The organism is Citrobacter sp. Cpo109, assembly GCF_030332565.1.
Lineage (GTDB): Bacteria > Pseudomonadota > Gammaproteobacteria > Enterobacterales > Enterobacteriaceae > Citrobacter > Citrobacter portucalensis.
Window position 1 is genome coordinate 16,283 of record NZ_JAOWHQ010000047.1, and the last position, 18,170, is coordinate 34,452.

An 18,170-nucleotide genomic window follows, 5' to 3' on the forward strand; every position below is an offset into this window, starting at 1 on the left:
GCAAGCACCTTATCCGGCCTACAAGATTTATGCCTGGTCTGTAGTTTCGTAGGCGCTGATAAGCGCAGTGCCATCAGGCACAACGGTTGCCGGATGCGGCGCAAGCGCCTTATCCGGCCTACAAGCTTCATGCATATTCTGTAGGCCAGACAAGTGTTGCGTAATTACAACAGCGGTTTGAGGAAGCGGGCCGTGTGTGAGGCTTCACACTCAGCGACCGTTTCTGGTGTGCCGGAGACAAGGATTTCGCCGCCGCCGCTGCCGCCTTCCGGACCGAGATCGACAATCCAGTCTGCGGTCTTAATCACGTCCAGATTGTGCTCAATCACTACGATGGTGTTGCCCTGATCCCGGAGTTGATGCAGCACGTCCAACAGTTGCTGAATATCCGCAAAATGCAGACCGGTGGTCGGCTCATCGAGAATATACAGCGTTTGCCCGGTACCGCGTTTGGACAGTTCGCGCGCCAGCTTCACGCGCTGTGCTTCACCGCCCGAGAGCGTGGTAGCGGACTGACCCAGTCGAATGTACGTCAGGCCAACGTCCATCAGCGTTTGCAGCTTACGTGCCAGCGCCGGAACGGCATCGAAGAACTCACGTGCTTCTTCAATCGTCATATCCAGCACTTCGTGGATAGTCTTGCCTTTGTATTTAATTTCCAGCGTTTCGCGATTATAGCGCTTGCCTTTGCACTGATCGCACGGCACGTAGATATCCGGCAGGAAGTGCATTTCGACTTTGATCACGCCATCGCCCTGACAGGCTTCACAGCGTCCGCCGCGAACGTTAAAGCTGAAACGACCCGGCGTATAACCGCGCGCACGCGACTCCGGGACACCGGCAAACAGTTCGCGCACTGGCGTAAACACACCGGTGTAGGTCGCCGGGTTAGAGCGCGGCGTACGGCCAATCGGGCTTTGGTCAATGTCGATCACTTTGTCGAAATGTTCCAGGCCTTGAACGTCGCGATACGGCGCAGGTTCAGCCAGCGTCGCACCGTTTAGCGCCGTCTGTGCAATCGGGAACAGTGTGTCGTTAATCAGCGTCGATTTACCCGAACCGGAAACCCCGGTAATGCAGGTAAATAAACCTACCGGCAGCGTCAGGGTGACATCTTTCAGGTTGTTACCGCGTGCGCCGGTGAGTTTTAGTACTTTCTCTGGGTCAGCCGCAACGCGCTGTTTAGGCACTTCAATCTTGCGTTTACCGCTCATGTACTGGCCGGTCAGCGACTCAGGCACTGCCATGATGTCGTCGAGCGTCCCTTCGGCGACGACCTGACCGCCGTGAACGCCAGCACCGGGGCCGATATCGATAACGTGGTCAGCAGCGCGAATTGCATCTTCATCGTGCTCGACCACAATAACGGTATTACCCAGATTACGCAGGTGGATAAGCGTACCCAGCAGACGTTCGTTATCGCGCTGGTGCAGGCCAATAGACGGCTCATCCAGCACGTACATTACACCGACCAGACCCGCGCCGATCTGGCTTGCCAGACGAATACGCTGGGCCTCACCGCCGGAGAGTGTTTCTGCCGAACGCGATAGCGTCAGGTAGTTGAGGCCGACGTTGACCAGGAACTTCAGACGATCGCCAATCTCTTTAAGAATTTTCTCGGCAATCTTCGCCCGCTGACCCGCAAGCTTCAGATTGTTGAAGAAATCCATTGCATGACCGATGCTCATGTCAGAAATCGCAGGCAGCGGCGTATTTTCAACAAATACGTGACGAGCTTCCCGGCGTAAACGCGTCCCTTCACAGCTGGCGCAAGGTCGGTTACTGATGAACTTGGCTAATTCTTCACGTACTGCGCTGGATTCCGTCTCTTTATAGCGGCGCTCCATATTGTGCAATACGCCTTCGAACGGATGGCGACGTACGGACGTATCACCACGATCGTTCATGTATTTAAATTCGATATTCTCTTTACCGGAACCGTACAGTACCACTTTATGCACGGCAGGGTTCAGGCTGGCCCACGGGGCTTCAACGTCGAATTTATAGTGTTCCGCCAGAGACTTAAGCATCTGGAAGTAATAGAAGTTACGGCGATCCCAACCGCGGATAGCACCACCGGCCAGCGACAGTTCCGGGTTTTGGATCACCCGATCAGGATCGAAATATTGCTGCACGCCGAGACCGTCACAGGTTGGACACGCGCCCGCCGGGTTGTTAAACGAGAACAGCCGCGGTTCCAGTTCGCGCATGCTATAGCCGCAGATAGGGCAGGCGAAGTTGGCGGAGAACAGCAGCTCCTCCGCTTTCGGGTCGTCCATATCGGCAACGACCGCCGTACCGCCGGACAGTTCCAGCGCGGTTTCAAAGGATTCCGCCAGGCGCTGGGTGAGATCGTCACGGACTTTAAAGCGGTCAATCACCACTTCAATGGTGTGTTTCTTTTGCAGCTCAAGCTTGGGCGGATCGGAAAGGTCACAGACTTCACCGTCGATACGGGCGCGGATATAGCCCTGGCCTGCCAGGTTTTCCAGCGTTTTGGTGTGCTCGCCTTTACGCTCTTTGATCACCGGCGCCAGCAGCATCAGACGCTTACCTTCCGGCTGCGACAGGACGTTATCCACCATCTGGCTTACGGTCTGCGCTGCCAGGGGAACGTCGTGATCCGGACAGCGCGGCTCGCCAACGCGGGCAAACAGCAGACGCAGATAGTCGTGAATTTCGGTAATTGTACCTACCGTGGATCGCGGGTTATGGGACGTCGATTTTTGTTCAATTGAGATGGCAGGAGAGAGCCCCTCAATGTGGTCGACGTCCGGTTTTTCCATCAGCGACAGAAATTGACGCGCGTACGCGGAAAGGGATTCAACGTAACGACGCTGCCCTTCGGCATATAAGGTGTCGAAAGCGAGCGAAGATTTGCCTGAGCCCGAAAGCCCGGTGACGACAATCAGCTTGTCGCGCGGGATGACGAGGTTGATGTTTTTGAGATTATGGGTGCGGGCGCCCCGAACTTCGATCTTATCCATTCATCTTTCCCGGATTAAACGCTTTTTTGCCTGGCTGCATGGTGCTACCGGCGATCACAAACGGTTAATTATGACACAACCTAACCTGAATGGATATACAGTATTGGAATGCAAAACGCAGACGTCTGTGCAACAATGTCTGGCTGGGGTTGTTTACTGGAATCAACTTCGCAACGTAGTAAAAGCGCTATTGGAAATGCTACAATCCCGCGCTTACACTTATTCAGTAACGTTTTTCAGGAGACACGATCATGGCCAGCAGAGGCGTAAACAAGGTGATTCTCGTCGGTAATCTGGGCCAGGACCCGGAAGTACGCTATATGCCGAATGGTGGCGCAGTTGCCAACATTACGCTGGCTACTTCCGAATCCTGGCGTGATAAAGCGACCGGTGAAATGAAAGAGCAGACTGAATGGCACCGTGTTGTGCTGTTTGGCAAACTGGCGGAAGTGGCCAGCGAATATCTGCGTAAAGGTTCTCAGGTCTATATCGAAGGTCAGTTGCGTACCCGCAAATGGACCGATCAGTCCGGCGTAGAAAAGTACACCACAGAAGTTGTGGTTAACGTTGGCGGCACCATGCAAATGCTGGGTGGTCGTCAGGGTGGTGGTGCTCCGGCAGGTGGCGGTCAGCAGCAGGGCGGTTGGGGTCAACCTCAGCAGCCGCAGGGTGGCAACCAGTTCAGCGGCGGCGCGCAGTCTCGTCCGCAACAGTCAGCTCCGGCTGCGCCGTCTAACGAGCCGCCGATGGATTTCGACGACGATATTCCGTTCTAATCCCACTGCGTTACGCTGAAAATAATGGCTACTTCAAGACTGGGGTAGCCATATGCAATTTTGTTATCAGTTCAACACCATCGGCCAATCTGGCGGTGTGTGGCTCATCACGTCAACCATCACGGTTTCAATGTTCTTCCAGATAGCGGACATATCCACCAGGGTTATGCCGAGCAATCCAGTCGCAAACCAGCAGGCAAAAACCAGCCCCAAACCGCTGCTAATGACGGCCAGGCCAATATAATCTGATTTACGAAAACGGATATTGAGCGTACTGGCTAAAAACATCAGCACCGCGCTGAGCAGTTGCCACCGCAGAAGAACCACGCCAGTTGTTATTGTCGCCATGAAAAACGTCCTCAGAAAGTCTGGATGCCCAGGACAGCGCGGGGGTGTTCACCGAGGGTGTGATACTCTGGCTATCGACGGGCAATAACATGAATGAAACATTGTTTCTGTTACATGGTTTTTGTGAACTATATCACAACTGGTCGTTTGTTCACCACTATTGGACGTTATTTTTGTAGGGCTAAAACCACTCTAAATGTGTGGCTTTATTTAATGAAGGGTTGATAAAAAATAACCATGCTTTAAACATGCATTTAATCTACTTGTTATATTTATCCTAAATTAAACGTTAAAAAACTTTAATGAATTTCTTAAACGCAGCCAGGATAATGCTCATAAAAAATTACTCCTTGGGGATAATAACGTTATGAAATAAGCATGACTTTAAGTTTGCCTTACGGAAAAATAATATCATCATCAACTATTATCAGACTTTTACATAGAGAAGTCTGTTGCTAATACTGATAGATTCATGCAACTTAATCAGTCGGTGTTTATAGCATCCTGCCTTGATGGGTTCTGGCATATACGAAACAGGGAAATAGGGCTGACATGAATCACAGAGCGCGACGCAAGCTGCTGAAGTTCCTGGGAACATTCATGGTGGTATTGTTCCCCGTGGTGCTGGCGATATGGTTTGCACACATCCGGGCGATGACCGAAACCCATAGCCAACTCCGCTCTTTTGCTCAACTGGTGTTAAATAAAACAGAATTGGTGATCCTACAAGCTGATTTGGCGCGTGATATGGCCCAGTTGTATCAGGGTAAGATGTGTACCCCGGCACATCAGAAAAGTATGCTAAATATTATTCGCGGTCGTTTATATATCAGTGAGCTAATTTATGCGCAGGGCGATCACTTTTTGTGCTCTACGTCGATGGCGCCGCCTGTTACTTATATTATGCCGACAGCCGATTATAAACGTACGCCGGATATCTCCATCTATTACTACCGCGATACCCCTTTTTTCGCTGGCTACAGAATGACGTACATGCAACGCGGGAACTACGTCGCAGTCATCAATCCATTGTCCTACAGCGAAGTCATGTCAGATGATCCGGATCTCTCATGGGGCGTGTATGACACAGTAACAGATACGTTTTTCTCTGCCAGCGAAGCGGCAAATATTGCGCAATTCGCGCCGCTCATACGCGGTGAAGCCTCGACCTTTCAACAAGACGATCGCTTCTACACCATCGTGCATTCAGAAAAACGTCCAATTGCGATTATTGTGTCGACCTCAGACAACCGCGTAAGTCAGATTTTCTATCACGAGGCGGCATTAACCATTCCCTTCGGGATTATCTGCAGCATCCTGATACTGCTAATGTGGTGGCGCACGCGCCAGGAATACTTATCTCCCCGGCGCTTATTAAAACGCGCGATCAAAAAACGTCAGCTTTGCCTGCATTACCAGCCGATCATTGATATTAAGAATGGGCAATGTGTTGGTGCTGAAGCTCTGCTGCGCTGGCCGGGCTGTAAAGGTGAGGTGATGAGCCCGACGGAGTTTATTCCACTGGCTGAAAAAGAGGGAATGATTGAGCGGATCACGGATTATGTCGTTGAAGAGGTGTTCAACGATTTGGGGTATTTTCTTTCGGCGCATCCTCAGCTTTCTATCTCGATTAACCTTTCCGCTTCTGACTTTCATTCATCCCGATTGATTGCTCTGATTAACGACAAAAATCGTGAGTACTCCGTGGCGGCCCAGCAAATTAAAGTCGAAGTGACCGAGCGTGGGTTCATAGATGTACATAAAATGACCCCCGTAATCCAGGCGTTCCGCAAGGCGGGTTATGAAGTGGCATTTGATGATTTTGGCACGGGGTATTCCAATCTGCATAATTTGTCAGCGCTGAATGTCGATATCCTGAAGATCGACAAATCGTTTATTAGCACGTTGTCCACTAATAGCACCAGTCACTTGATTGCCGAACATATTATTGAGATGGCACAAAGCTTACACCTGAAGACGATTGCGGAAGGGGTGGAAACGAAGGAGCAAATCGAATGGCTGCTTGAACGCGGCGTACAGTATTGTCAGGGCTGGTATTTTGCGAAGGCGCTGCCGCCGCAGGAGTTCATGCACTGGATACAACGGTCGCCCGCCATACTGACGCAGAGCGGGCAATAATCTTACAGACGATGGCGGTAGTCGCTGGGAGTACGATCAAATTCGCGGCGAAACACACGCGAGAAGGTTTGTTGCGACACATAACCAAGATCCATCGCGATATCAAAAATAGGTCGCTCAGTTGTCCGTAGTTCAACGGCGGCCAGCAAAAGTCGACGCTGGCGGATGTAGTCACCCAAGGTCTGGCGCGTCACCGTGCGGAACATTCTTTGTAAATACCACTTCGAGTAACCTGATTTTTTCGCCACCGCCTCAATGTTCAGCGGTTGATCGATATGTTCATCAATCCATTCAATAAGGGTCTGAATAATCTGCTGATGGGACATAGGGCTGCCTCTTTCTCAGTATTCGATTCGTCGTTTTGTCTGTGGGCGAGTATAATTCCTCAAGTTAACTTGAGGTAAAGCGATTTATGGAAAAGAAATTACCCCGGATAAAAGCGCTGCTCACACCAGGTGAAGTCGCCAAACGTAGCGGCGTGGCGGTATCGACCCTGCATTTCTATGAAAGCAAAGGGTTAATCAGTAGCATGCGCAATAGCGGCAATCAGCGGCGATACAAACGTGATGTGTTGCGTTACGTCGCGATAATCAAGATTGCTCAACGCATCGGGATCCCGCTGGCCACGATCGGTGACGCGTTAGGTGTATTACCTGAGGGGCATTCGCTTAGTGCCAAAGAGTGGAAGCAGCTCTCTTCGCAATGGCGTGAAGAACTGGACCGACGCATTCATACTTTGGTGGCGCTACGTGATGAGCTGGATGGGTGTATTGGTTGCGGATGCTTGTCACGCAGCGATTGCCCGTTGCGTAACCCAGGCGATCAGCTTGGCGAGCAGGGGACCGGAGCGCGGCTGCTGGAAGATGATTAATTGGTTTAAAATATGTGATGGGTATGAAGGGCATAAAACTAAAGCGCCACAGAGGGCGCTTTAGTTTGGTTCCGGTCTTTGTCTTTCACTCTATCCCGCTGGTTCACGGGAGGGTTTCCCCCGACATCAACACCCCTCAGTCGAGCACATTAGGGGAGGTTCCGGCCTGTGTTGATAATGTAAGTGTAAGCCACCTCCCTCCATTTGCCAGTGAAATGGTGATTTTTTAGCCAAAAAATTTTACGCATCTTCACCTGTTTTCTTGCGCGAGTTGCGCGAAATAAACACGCCGATGTTGTAATAACTCCGCGAAATTTGTTGCCAAATTGCGCATTGACGATAACGTTTGCGCATCGACTGGTTATTTCTTGCGCGTTATAAGAAGAAATGAGTAAAAAGCGGCAAAGTTCAGTTGAAAACCAGCGTATGATCGCTGGATAATCGTTTGCTTTTTTTTACCACCCGTTTTTTATGCGCGGAGCTAAACGTTTGCTTTTTTGCGACACCCCTATTGACGCAAACCTGGCACATGGAGAAAACGTTTAGCAGGCAGTGGATTGTCCAGCACGCATAATGACGAAAAAATAAACTCTCAGGGGATGTTTTCTATGTCTACGCCTTCAGCGCGTACCGGCGGTTCACTCGACGCCTGGTTTAAAATTTCGCTCCGCGGCAGTACCGTTCGTCAGGAAGTCGTTGCCGGATTAACTACCTTCCTGGCCATGGTCTACTCCGTTATCGTGGTTCCGGGGATGCTGGGTAAAGCCGGGTTCCCGCCTGCTGCTGTATTTGTGGCGACCTGTCTGGTCGCAGGCGTCGGTTCAATCGTAATGGGCCTGTGGGCAAACCTGCCGCTGGCAATTGGTTGCGCCATTTCTCTGACCGCATTTACCGCATTCAGTCTGGTGCTGGGCCAACATATTAGCGTGCCCGTTGCGCTGGGTGCGGTGTTCCTGATGGGTGTCCTGTTTACCATCATTTCCGCGACCGGTATCCGTAGCTGGATCCTGCGCAATCTGCCGCAGGGCGTTGCGCATGGCACGGGGATTGGTATCGGCCTGTTCCTGCTGCTGATTGCGGCAAACGGTGTTGGCCTGGTGATTAAGAACCCGCTGGACGGCCTGCCGGTTGCGCTGGGTGACTTCGATACCTTCCCGGTCATTATGTCGTTGATTGGTCTGGCGGTGATTATTGGCCTCGAAAAACTGAAAGTACCGGGTGGCATTCTGCTGACCATTATCGGTATTTCCGTGGTTGGTCTGATTTTCGACCCGGCCGTGCATTTCTCCGGCATTTTTGCTATGCCGTCTCTGAGTGATGAAAACGGCAACTCGTTGATCGGCAGCCTGGATATCATGGGGGCACTGAACCCGATTGTCCTGCCGAGCGTGCTGGCGCTGGTCATGACCGCTGTCTTCGATGCAACCGGAACCATCCGCGCGGTAGCCGGACAGGCGAATCTGCTGGATAAAGACGGACAGATTATCGACGGTGGCAAAGCGCTGACCACTGACTCCCTGAGCAGCGTGTTCTCTGGTCTGGTGGGTGCAGCTCCGGCGGCGGTTTACATTGAATCCGCAGCGGGTACGGCGGCAGGCGGTAAAACCGGCCTGACAGCGATCACCGTTGGCGTACTGTTCCTGCTGATTCTGTTCCTCTCTCCGCTCTCTTATCTTGTACCTGTGTACGCAACGGCACCTGCGCTGATGTATGTGGGCCTGTTGATGCTGAGCAACGTCGCGAAAATCGACTTTGCTGACTTTGTCGACGCGATGGCAGGACTGGTTACGGCCGTATTTATCGTGCTGACCTGTAACATCGTTACCGGCATCATGATTGGCTTTGCTACCCTGGTAATTGGCCGCATCGTTTCTGGTGAATGGCGCAAACTGAACATCGGCACCGTGGTGATCGCCATCGCGCTGGTGGCCTTCTACGCCGGCGGTTGGGCTATCTGATTCTGATTTCCTGACGATCCTAAAAACGGGTGGCTTTGGCCGCCCGTTTTCATTTTCAGAACACACTCGTTGTCTTTTGCGTTACTCTCAATTAGATAGAATTGAGGCACGACGCCTCTCATTAGCAATCATAAGAAACATCGCAAACAGGGAACGCATGGAAATCTTTTTCACCATACTCATCATGACCCTTGTGGTCTCGCTGTCGGGGGTATTTACTCGCGTATTGCCCTTCCAACTTCCTTTACCCCTTATGCAGATCGCCATCGGCGCCTTGCTGGCGTGGCCGACGTTTGGTTTGCATGTGGAATTCGATCCTGAGCTGTTCCTGGTTCTGTTCATCCCGCCGCTGCTCTTTGCCGATGGCTGGAAGACGCCAACGCGTGAGTTTCTCGAGCACGGGCGAGAGATTTTCGGCCTGGCGCTGGCGCTGGTACTGGTCACGGTGGTCGGCATTGGCTTTATGATTTACTGGCTAGTGCCGGGGATCCCTCTCATCCCAGCCTTTGCGCTGGCTGCTGTGCTATCGCCAACCGATGCTGTCGCACTTTCCGGCATTGTGGGAGAGGGACGTATACCGAAGAAAATCATGGGTATCCTGCAGGGCGAAGCGTTGATGAACGACGCCTCCGGTCTGGTCTCTCTGAAGTTTGCCGTCGCCGTGGCGATGGGCACGATGGTATTCACCGTTGGTGGCGCAACGCTTGAGTTCTTCAAAGTGGCGATTGGCGGCATCCTGGCTGGTTTTGTCGTCAGTTGGCTGTACGGCCGCTCCCTGCGCTTCCTCAGCCGCTGGGGCGGTGACGAGCCGGCAACGCAAATCGTCCTGCTGTTCCTGCTGCCGTTTGCGTCTTACCTGATTGCGGAACATATCGGCGTTTCCGGTATCCTCGCGGCGGTCGCTGCCGGGATGACGATCACCCGTTCCGGGGTGATGCGCCGCGCGCCGCTGGCGATGCGTTTACGTGCTAACAGTACCTGGGCGATGCTGGAGTTTGTATTTAACGGCATGGTCTTCTTGCTGTTAGGGCTACAGTTACCGGGAATTCTGGAGTCTTCTTTGGCGGCGGCCGAGGCCGATCCGAATGTTGAAATCTGGATGCTGTTTACCGATGTCGTGCTGATTTACGTGGCGCTAATGCTGGTACGTTTTGGCTGGCTGTGGACCATGAAAAAGTTCAGTCTGCGCTTCCTGAAGAAAAAACCGATGGAGTTTGGATCCTGGACGACGCGTGAAATCATGATCGCCTCTTTTGCCGGTGTACGCGGGGCAATTACTCTTGCTGGTGTGCTCTCCATTCCACTGTTGTTACCAGACGGTAGCGGCTTCCCGGCGCGATATGAGCTGATCTTCCTTGCCGCAGGCGTGATCCTGTTTTCGCTGTTTGTTGGCGTGGTGATGCTGCCGATTCTGCTACAACATCTGGAAGTGGCAGACCACTCGCAGCAGCAGAAAGAGGAACGTATTGCCCGCGCTGCCACGGCAGAAGTGGCGATTGTCGCGATCCAGAAAATGGAGGAGCGACTGGCCGCGGACACCGAAGAGAACATCGATAACCAGTTGCTCACCGAGGTGAGTTCACGCGTGATTGGTAACCTGCGCCGACGCGCCGACGGGCGCAACGATGTGGAAAGCTCGATGCAGGAAGAAAACCTCGAACGGCGTTTCCGCCTGGCAGCGCTACGTTCAGAACGCGCGGAGCTTTATCACCTGCGCGCCACGCGTGAAATCAGCAATGAAACGCTGCAAAAATTACTGCACGACCTGGATTTGCTGGAAGCGCTGTTGATCGAGAATCAGTAAACGGTAGTGCCTGATGCGGCCTACAAGACCGGCATACCGATGTAGGCCGGATAAGGCGCTAACCGCATCCGGCGAGGGGTGTGCCTGATGCGCTACGCTTATCAGGCCTACAAGATCGGTAATAGCGATGCAGGCCGGATAAGGCGCTAACCGCATCCGGCGAAGGGTGTGCCAAATGGCGCGCAACTGGCTGCAAGAAATTATTCATCGTGTAATTTGCGAGCGGCTTTCCTGAACGAATCCATCCCTCTTGTTGATTCCCTCTTTTCTCCATACGGTTGAGGAAAGGGGGAAACATGTCCAACTATCGACGAAATTACATCAATGGGGGAACCTGGTTTTTTACGGTAAATCTGCAGGACCGTCGAAGCCATCTTCTGACTGCCAACATTCACGCGCTTCGGTGTGCAATCGCTGCGGTCAAAAAGGTTAGGCCTTTTCGCATTAATGCGTGGGTCGTTTTACCCGAGCATATGCATTGCATATGGACGTTACCTGACAATGATGCGGATTATTCCTCTCGCTGGCGGGAAATTAAGAAGCATTTCACCCACTCATTGTCTTCCCGACATATCTGGCAATCTCGCTTTTGGGAGCACACCATCCGTGATGAACATGATTATCGCCAGCATATTGATTATATTTACATTAACCCGGTGAAGCATGGTTGGGTAAAGCAGGTACAGGACTGGCCTTTTTCAACATTTCATCGTGATGTGAGGCACGGTTTGTACCCGCAAGATTGGGCAGGTGAAATAATGGATTTTAATGCGGGTGAACGTGCCTGATGCGCTACGCTTATCAGGCCTACAAGACCAGCATACCGATGTAGGCCGCATCCGGCATTTTACGACGCTTGCGGTAGCCAAAACCCTTCACAGCATTTGAGCCACGCCTGGGCGCTGTGCGACAGATAAACGCCTTCGCGCCAAATCATGCCCAACTGCCAGCGTAAGTCACTCTCCAGAGGGATCCAGCGCAACGTTTGCTTATCCAGTCGCTGGCAAATCGGCTCTGGTAAAATGGCAATCCCGACTCCGGCTTGTACCATTGCCGCCAGAAAATCCCACTGCCCGCTGCGCACCGCTATGCGGGGCTTGACGTTGTGTTGGCTAAACAGCTCAAGCAATTGGCGGCTCAACGCGAAATCTTCGTTGTAGATAAGCAGCGGATGTTCCGCCAGCGCCTCAGGGGGAATGGATTCGCACGTTGTCCACTGACCGGAGCGAGGAACCAACACGCAGAGTGGATGGCTAAAAAGCGGCAGGGTTGCCAGACCGCTCTCTTCTTCAACCGGCAGCGCGGTCATCGCGACATCCAGGTCACCGTTCATTACCGCCTGCTGAACGGTTAAGCCGCCAAATTCAGAGACCTTCAGCTCCACGCCGGGATAACGCTGGCGAAACAGGCCGATCGGCCCGGCCATCAACATCCCCACCATGGGCGGGATACCGAGGCGCAGCACGCCCTTGTTGAGGTGATTAATGTCACTGAGTTCCGCTTCAAGCTGGCGAAACTCGGCAAGGATCGCCAGGCCGCGTTCGAAAACGACCTGCCCGGTGTCGGTTAACAGCAGTCGCCGACCGTCGCGGATTAACAGCGTGCAGTTAAGCTCGTCTTCAAGGTTCTTCAACATCTTGCTGATGGTGGGCTGGGTGACAAAAAGCTTCTCCGCTGCGCGGGTAAAGCTCTGCTGACGAACCACCTCAACAAAATATCTCAGCGTTCTGATATCCATGATTATTCCTTAAGACTATGCCTGCAATGAGTTTAATTCATTTCAGTCCTGGACGGGGGCTCTCTATACTGGCGCTCTCTATTTTTTAAGGACATACCCTCATGGCTGTGGCGATAAGCCGCGTGACGCCTGCCGTTATTCATCGACTCCAGATCCCCGTTCAGGTTCTGTTGTATGCAGGTCTCTTTGTATTTGCTCAATATCTTGTCTCCTGGCTGCATCTGCCGCTTCCTGCCAACCTGGTAGGGATGGTGCTGATGCTGGCGTTAATTGTCTGTCGAGTTATCCCGCTGAACTGGATTCGCGCAGGTGCTCGCTGGTTACTGGCTGAAATGCTTCTGTTTTTTGTCCCGGCGGTGGTCGCCGTTGTGAACTACACGCAGCTGTTGCTGGTTGATGGCTGGCGTATATTTGCCGTGATTGCGATCAGTACGCTGATGGTGCTCGGCGCAACGGCGTGGGTCGTGGATAAAGTGTATCGCTATGAAATGCGCAGGCTAAACCGTGAGTAATTTCCAGTTAAGCGTATTGTGTCTGGTGATTACGCTGGGTATCTACTTTGCCAATAAGCGTCTGTATCGCCGTTTTCGTAAATTACCCCTGATGCCATTAGTTCTCACCCCGGCCCTGCTGGTGCTGATGCTGGTTTTCGGCCATATCTCCTGGCAAAACTATATTGGTGAATCGCACTGGTTGCTGTGGCTGTTAGGCCCGGCTACCATCGCCTTTGCCGTTCCGGTGTATGACAACCTTGCCGTGATTAAGCGTCACTGGATGTCGCTGACGGCGGGCGTGGTAACGGCAACGCTGGTGGCCGTCACCAGTTCCGTATGGCTGGCGCGCCTGTTTATGTTGCCTGATGAGATCCAACGCAGTCTGGCGGTGCGCTCCGTCACCACACCGTTTGCGCTGGCGGCGGCAGAACCGTTGGGCGGGCAGCCGGACCTGGTGGCATTGTTCGTGGTGGTGACCGGTGTATTTGGTATGGCGGTCGGCGATGTGCTGTTTTTACGGCTTTCTATTCGTGAAGGGATGGCGAAAGGCGCAGGATTTGGCGCAGCATCGCACGGCGCAGGCACGGCACGCTCTTATGAGCTCGGTCAGCAGGAAGGGGTCGTTGCCAGCCTGGTGATGATGCTTTCCGGCGTGGTGATGGTGCTGGTGGCACCACTGGTGGCGAAGCTGATGTTCTGAGAAAGGATGTAATCCTCCGGCCCGAAAGCCGGAGGAGAAGGGAAGTTAGTGCGCGCGACCTTGTTCTACGCCGTACCCGGTCTGGGAACGGATGAACTGAGCACGGAACTGCTCGCGTTCGCGGTTGCCTTCTTCTGAGTTGTCGGTGGCTGAGAAGAACCAGATCCCGAGGAATGCTACGCTGATGGAGAACAGCGCCGGATACTCATACGGGAAAATGGCTTTTTCGTGTCCGAGGATCTGGACCCAAATCGTTGGGCCAAGCACCATCAGCACAACCGCCGTCAGCAGGCCTAACCAGCCACCCAACATTGCGCCACGCGTGGTCAGTTTTGACCAGTACATGGAGAGCAGAATGATAGGGAAGTTGCAGCTGGCCGCGATAGCAAACGCCAGGCCCACCATGAAGGCGATGTTCTGGTTCTCAAACAGCACGCCGAGCAGAATAGCAATCACGCCCAGCACCAGTACGGTAATCTTCGAGACTCGCAGCTCTTCACGTTCAGTTGCGCCTTTACGGAATACGTTGGCGTACAGGTCGTGAGAAACCGCCGATGCGCCCGCCAACGTCAGGCCGGCAACCACCGCCAGGATGGTGGCAAAGGCCACTGCTGAGATGAAGCCGAGGAACAGGTTACCGCCTACCGCATTCGCCAGGTGAACCGCCGCCATGTTATTACCGCCAATCAGCGCGCCCGCAGCATCTTTGTACGCCGGATTAGCACCTACCAGCATGATTGCGCCAAAGCCGATGATAAAGGTCAGGATGTAGAAATAACCCATAAAACCGGTGGCGTAGAACACGCTCTTACGTGCTTCACGGGCATCGCTAACCGTGAAGAAGCGCATCAGGATGTGCGGCAAGCCTGCCGTACCAAACATCAGGCCGAGACCTAACGACAGCGCGGAGATCGGATCTTTCACCAGTCCGCCCGGACTCATAATGGCTGAGCCTTTCGGGTGTACCGCCATCGCTTCGGTGAACAGATTATTGAAGCTAAAGCCGACGTGTTTCATCACCATAAAGGCCATGAAGCTGGCACCGAACAGCAACAGTACGGCTTTGATGATCTGTACCCAGGTGGTCGCCAACATGCCGCCAAACAAAACGTACATCATCATCAGCACGCCAACCAGTACGACAGCGATGTGATAGTTCAGACCAAACAGCAGCTCAATCAGCTTACCTGCACCAACCATCTGCGCGATCAGGTACAGCGCAACCACCACCAGGGAACCACAGGCGGACAGAATACGGATTGGCCCTTGCTTCAGACGATAAGACGCAACGTCGGCAAAGGTGTAACGACCCAGGTTACGCAAACGCTCAGCAATCAGAAACAGGATAATTGGCCAGCCAACCAGGAAGCCGAGGGAATAGATCAGCCCGTCATAACCCGAGGTAAACACCAGCGCGGAAATCCCGAGGAACGATGCCGCCGACATATAGTCGCCCGCAATCGCCAGCCCGTTCTGGAAACCGGTGATGTTACCGCCAGCGGTGTAGTAGTCATTACGCGAACGTACGCGCTTTGACGCCCAGTAGGTAATGCCGAGCGTAAAGATGACGAAAATCAGGAACATGATAATCGCCTGCCAGTTGGTTGGCTGGCGCTGGACTGCACCGCTAATAGCATCCGCCGCGTTTGTGGCGAAGGGCAGCGTGGCGGCAAGCGCCGTCAGGACTCTCTTCATGATGCTTTAACCTCGTGCAGAACCGCATTGTTCAGGCGATCGAATTCACCGTTTGCCCGCCAGATGTAGATCCCGGTCAGGATGAAGGAGATAAGGATCACACCGACCCCAATCGGAATACCGCGGGTGACGCTGGTTCCCGCGTGTAGCGGAGTACCCAGCCAGCCCGGCGCAAAGGCAATCAATAAAATAAAGCCGATATAAACTGCCAGCATGATGATGGACAGAATGGTGGCAAACCGTTGCCGTTTTTCCACTAACTCCCTGAAACGCGCACTGTCTTCTATCCGCTGATAAATTTGGTCATTCATCACAGAGCTCTCCAGAGGTCCCCTTCGTCTTTCGCGCAGCAGGCATGACCTGGCTGCTGTCGCAGTCCTGCAACGCGAAATCCTTTGGGGGAGGTTTTTTATATTTCCCTCCCGGTGAAGAGAGGGTAGGGTCAGATTTGTAGGCCGGATAAGACGCTTTCGCGTCGCCATCCGGCATTTTCAGGACTTTGTTATGATGGCATCGCGATGGCCTGCTTCTCTTCGAGCAGTTTCTCAACTACGCCAGGATCGGCGAGGGTCGAGGTATCGCCCAGATTGCTGGTATCGCCCGCCGCGATTTTACGCAGAATGCGGCGCATGATTTTGCCGGAGCGGGTTTTCGGCAGTGAGTCGGTCCAGTGCAGCACGTCTGGCGTTGCCAGCGGGCCAATTTCTTTACGCACCCAGTTGCGAACCTCGGCGTACAACTCAGGTGACGGTTCTTCGCCGTGATTCAGCGTGACGTAGGCGTAGATCGCCTGACCTTTAATGTTATGCGGGATACCGACCACTGCGGCTTCAGCAATCTTCGGATGCGACACCAGCGCAGATTCGATTTCAGCCGTTCCCAGACGGTGGCCGGAGACGTTCAGCACATCGTCCACTCGTCCGGTGATCCAGTAATAGCCATCTTCGTCACGGCGCGCGCCGTCACCGCTGAAGTACATATTCTTGAAGGTAGAGAAGTAGGTTTGCTCAAAGCGTTCATGATCGCCAAACAGGGTTCTCGCCTGGCCTGGCCATGAGTCGGTAATCACCAGGTTACCTTCCGTCGCGCCTTCCAGCGGATTACCTTCGTTATCGACAATCGCAGGCTGTACGCCAAAGAACGGACGGGTTGCAGAACCGGCTTTCAGCTCGGTAGCGCCCGGCAGTGGGGTGATCATGAATCCCCCGGTTTCGGTTTGCCACCAGGTATCGACGACCGGGCATTTTTCGTTGCCGATCTTCTTCCAGTACCACTCCCACGCTTCCGGGTTGATCGGCTCGCCAACGGAACCCAGGATACGCAGCGACGAACGGTCAGTACCTTCAATCGCTTTGTCGCCTTCTGCCATCAGTGCGCGAATGGCGGTCGGTGCGGTATACAGAATATTGACCTGGTGCTTGTCCACAACCTGCGACATACGCGCAGGCGTTGGCCAGTTTGGCACACCTTCAAACATCAGCGTGGTTGCGCCGCAGGCCAGCGGGCCGTACAGCAGGTAGCTGTGTCCGGTTACCCAACCCACGTCAGCGGTACACCAATAGATATCGCCCTGATGATAATCAAACACGTACTTAAAGGTGGTTGCAGCGTAGACCAGATACCCGCCGGTGGTGTGCAGCACGCCTTTCGGCTTGCCGGTTGAACCGGAGGTATACAGGATAAACAGCGGATCTTCCGCGTTCATCTCTTCCGGTTGGTGTTCTGAGCTGGCTTTCTCGATAAGATCGGACCACCACAGGTCACGGCCTTCCTGCCACTCCGTTTTACCACCGGTACGTTTGAGGACGACCACATGTTCAACGGTTTTCACGTTTGGATTTTTCAGCGCATCATCCACGTTCTTTTTCAGTGGGATAGCGCGTCCGGCGCGTACGCCTTCGTCGGCGGTGATCACCAGGCGTGAATTGGAGTCGATAATACGTCCGGCGACGGCTTCCGGTGAGAAACCGCCGAAGATGACAGAATGCACGGCCCCAATGCGGGCACAGGCCAGCATGGCAACCGCAGCCTCTGGCACCATCGGCATATAAATGGCCACCACGTCACCTTTTTTAATGCCTAAATCCAGTAGCGTATTGGCGAAACGGCAGACATCGCGATGCAACTCGCGATAGGTAATGTTTTTGCTTTGGGTAGCGTCATCGCCTTCCCAGATAATGGCGGTACGATCGCCGTTTGCCTGCAGATGGCGGTCAAGGCAGTTTGCGGCCAGGTTCAGAGTGCCGTCTTCGTACCATTTAATAGACACGTTGCCTGGTGCGAAGGAGGTGTTCTTCACCTGGCTGTACGGCTTGATCCAATCAAGAATCTTTCCCTGCTCGCCCCAAAATGTGTCGGGTTCGTTAACGGATTGCTGGTATTTCTCTGCGTACTGCTCCGGATTTATCAGGCAACGATCCGCAATGTTTGCGGGAATAGCGTGTTTATGTATTTGGCTCATGGCTTTTGTTCTCCTTGTAGGATGTTAATAATATGTCTCATAAACGTTAAATGTAGGGGCTTTGAGAGTTTTGTTTAGTATTTGCGCGGCAGATCACGCAATAAACGAATTGTGCAAATTAGCGACAAACTGAATTTTGAAGGGAACTAGCAAAAATTGATCAAATCTCGCGATAACATGCAGTTATCTAAAGGATTGT

The 18,170-nt window shown here is 53.2% G+C and carries 15 protein-coding genes; 8 read left to right on the forward strand and 7 right to left on the reverse strand.

Features of this window, described 5'->3' with window-relative positions; all coding sequences use genetic code 11:
- Positions 1–164: 164 nt before the first annotated feature.
- Positions 165–2,987 (reverse strand): excinuclease ABC subunit UvrA, encoded by a 2,823-nt coding sequence (uvrA, locus tag OGY71_RS05785; protein WP_003826619.1) that lies wholly within the window; start codon positions 2,985–2,987, stop codon positions 165–167.
- Between the two features lie 251 nt (positions 2,988–3,238).
- Here uvrA and ssb1 point away from each other — a divergent pair, with 251 nt between their 5' ends.
- A complete protein-coding gene (ssb1, locus tag OGY71_RS05790; RefSeq protein ID WP_003826621.1) occupies positions 3,239–3,763 on the forward strand; it encodes a single-stranded DNA-binding protein SSB1 in 525 nt (174 codons plus the stop codon).
- Positions 3,764–3,829: 66 nt separating this feature from the next.
- Here ssb1 and OGY71_RS05795 read toward each other — a convergent pair whose 3' ends face one another.
- Entirely contained in the window at positions 3,830–4,111 is a 282-nt protein-coding gene (locus OGY71_RS05795; RefSeq protein ID WP_003826625.1) for a YjcB family protein, read from the reverse strand.
- A 552-nt stretch (positions 4,112–4,663) separates the two neighbouring features.
- Here OGY71_RS05795 and pdeC point away from each other — a divergent pair.
- Entirely contained in the window at positions 4,664–6,250 is a 1,587-nt protein-coding gene (gene pdeC / locus OGY71_RS05800) for a cyclic di-3',5'-guanosine monophosphate phosphodiesterase PdeC (protein WP_003826627.1), read from the forward strand.
- 2 nt (positions 6,251–6,252) lie between these two features.
- On the opposite strand, the gene soxS is transcribed toward pdeC, so the two are convergent.
- The gene (gene soxS, locus OGY71_RS05805) at positions 6,253–6,576 is read right to left on the reverse strand and encodes a superoxide response transcriptional regulator SoxS (protein WP_003031731.1); all 324 of its coding nucleotides are present in this window, start codon (positions 6,574–6,576) and stop codon (positions 6,253–6,255) included.
- 86 nt (positions 6,577–6,662) lie between these two features.
- Here soxS and soxR point away from each other — a divergent pair, with 86 nt between their 5' ends.
- The 4 genes from soxR to OGY71_RS05825 all read left to right on the forward strand — a co-directional run bounded on the left by soxR (position 6,663) and on the right by OGY71_RS05825 (position 11,671).
- Positions 6,663–7,121 (forward strand): redox-sensitive transcriptional activator SoxR, encoded by a 459-nt coding sequence (soxR, locus tag OGY71_RS05810; protein ID WP_003826630.1) that lies wholly within the window; start codon positions 6,663–6,665, stop codon positions 7,119–7,121.
- 608 nt (positions 7,122–7,729) lie between these two features.
- Positions 7,730–9,079 carry a guanine/hypoxanthine transporter GhxP gene (ghxP, locus tag OGY71_RS05815; RefSeq protein ID WP_003826632.1) on the forward strand — a complete coding sequence of 450 codons (1,350 nt, stop codon included), beginning with the start codon at positions 7,730–7,732 and terminating at the stop codon, positions 9,077–9,079.
- Positions 9,080–9,236: 157 nt separating this feature from the next.
- Complete coding sequence (locus OGY71_RS05820; protein ID WP_003826634.1) at positions 9,237–10,883, forward strand: Na+/H+ antiporter; 1,647 nt, start codon at positions 9,237–9,239, stop codon at positions 10,881–10,883.
- Between the two features lie 296 nt (positions 10,884–11,179).
- Complete coding sequence (locus OGY71_RS05825; RefSeq protein WP_191219610.1) at positions 11,180–11,671, forward strand: REP-associated tyrosine transposase; 492 nt, start codon at positions 11,180–11,182, stop codon at positions 11,669–11,671.
- Between the two features lie 59 nt (positions 11,672–11,730).
- On the opposite strand, the gene OGY71_RS05830 is transcribed toward OGY71_RS05825, so the two are convergent.
- Entirely contained in the window at positions 11,731–12,621 is an 891-nt protein-coding gene (locus OGY71_RS05830; RefSeq protein ID WP_003826636.1) for a LysR family transcriptional regulator, read from the reverse strand.
- 101 nt (positions 12,622–12,722) lie between these two features.
- Between OGY71_RS05830 and OGY71_RS05835 the strand changes: the two genes are divergently transcribed.
- Both OGY71_RS05835 and OGY71_RS05840 read left to right on the forward strand, forming a co-directional pair.
- Positions 12,723–13,133 (forward strand): CidA/LrgA family protein, encoded by a 411-nt coding sequence (locus OGY71_RS05835; protein WP_003826638.1) that lies wholly within the window; start codon positions 12,723–12,725, stop codon positions 13,131–13,133.
- Complete coding sequence (locus tag OGY71_RS05840) at positions 13,126–13,815, forward strand: LrgB family protein (protein ID WP_003826639.1); 690 nt, start codon at positions 13,126–13,128, stop codon at positions 13,813–13,815. Before OGY71_RS05835 ends, OGY71_RS05840 begins: the two co-directional genes overlap by 8 nt.
- A 45-nt stretch (positions 13,816–13,860) precedes the next feature.
- On the opposite strand, the gene actP is transcribed toward OGY71_RS05840, so the two are convergent.
- From actP to acs, 3 genes are all read right to left on the reverse strand, one after another.
- Positions 13,861–15,510 (reverse strand): cation/acetate symporter ActP, encoded by a 1,650-nt coding sequence (gene actP, locus OGY71_RS05845; RefSeq protein WP_267441095.1) that lies wholly within the window; start codon positions 15,508–15,510, stop codon positions 13,861–13,863.
- Complete coding sequence (locus OGY71_RS05850; RefSeq protein WP_003826643.1) at positions 15,507–15,821, reverse strand: DUF485 domain-containing protein; 315 nt, start codon at positions 15,819–15,821, stop codon at positions 15,507–15,509. Before OGY71_RS05850 ends, actP begins: the two co-directional genes overlap by 4 nt.
- 191 nt (positions 15,822–16,012) lie before the next feature.
- On the reverse strand, positions 16,013–17,971 hold the full coding sequence (acs, locus tag OGY71_RS05855) for an acetate--CoA ligase (protein ID WP_003826645.1): 1,959 nt from the start codon (positions 17,969–17,971) through the stop codon (positions 16,013–16,015).
- Positions 17,972–18,170: the final 199 nt, after the last annotated feature.

Excerpts from the sequence above, each read along its gene's own strand:
- uvrA (WP_003826619.1), bottom strand. The coding sequence starts at position 2,987 with ATGGATAAGATCGAAGTTCGGGGCGCCCGCACCCATAATCTCAAAAAC.
- ssb1 (WP_003826621.1), top strand. The coding sequence starts at position 3,239 with ATGGCCAGCAGAGGCGTAAACAAGGTGATTCTCGTCGGTAATCTGGGC.
- OGY71_RS05795 (WP_003826625.1), bottom strand. The coding sequence starts at position 4,111 with ATGGCGACAATAACAACTGGCGTGGTTCTTCTGCGGTGGCAACTGCTC.
- pdeC (WP_003826627.1), top strand. The coding sequence starts at position 4,664 with ATGAATCACAGAGCGCGACGCAAGCTGCTGAAGTTCCTGGGAACATTC.
- soxS (WP_003031731.1), bottom strand. The coding sequence starts at position 6,576 with ATGTCCCATCAGCAGATTATTCAGACCCTTATTGAATGGATTGATGAA.
- soxR (WP_003826630.1), top strand. The coding sequence starts at position 6,663 with ATGGAAAAGAAATTACCCCGGATAAAAGCGCTGCTCACACCAGGTGAA.
- ghxP (WP_003826632.1), top strand. The coding sequence starts at position 7,730 with ATGTCTACGCCTTCAGCGCGTACCGGCGGTTCACTCGACGCCTGGTTT.
- OGY71_RS05820 (WP_003826634.1), top strand. The coding sequence starts at position 9,237 with ATGGAAATCTTTTTCACCATACTCATCATGACCCTTGTGGTCTCGCTG.
- OGY71_RS05825 (WP_191219610.1), top strand. The coding sequence starts at position 11,180 with ATGTCCAACTATCGACGAAATTACATCAATGGGGGAACCTGGTTTTTT.
- OGY71_RS05830 (WP_003826636.1), bottom strand. The coding sequence starts at position 12,621 with ATGGATATCAGAACGCTGAGATATTTTGTTGAGGTGGTTCGTCAGCAG.
- OGY71_RS05835 (WP_003826638.1), top strand. The coding sequence starts at position 12,723 with ATGGCTGTGGCGATAAGCCGCGTGACGCCTGCCGTTATTCATCGACTC.
- actP (WP_267441095.1), bottom strand. The coding sequence starts at position 15,510 with ATGAAGAGAGTCCTGACGGCGCTTGCCGCCACGCTGCCCTTCGCCACA.
- OGY71_RS05850 (WP_003826643.1), bottom strand. The coding sequence starts at position 15,821 with ATGAATGACCAAATTTATCAGCGGATAGAAGACAGTGCGCGTTTCAGG.
- acs (WP_003826645.1), bottom strand. The coding sequence starts at position 17,971 with ATGAGCCAAATACATAAACACGCTATTCCCGCAAACATTGCGGATCGT.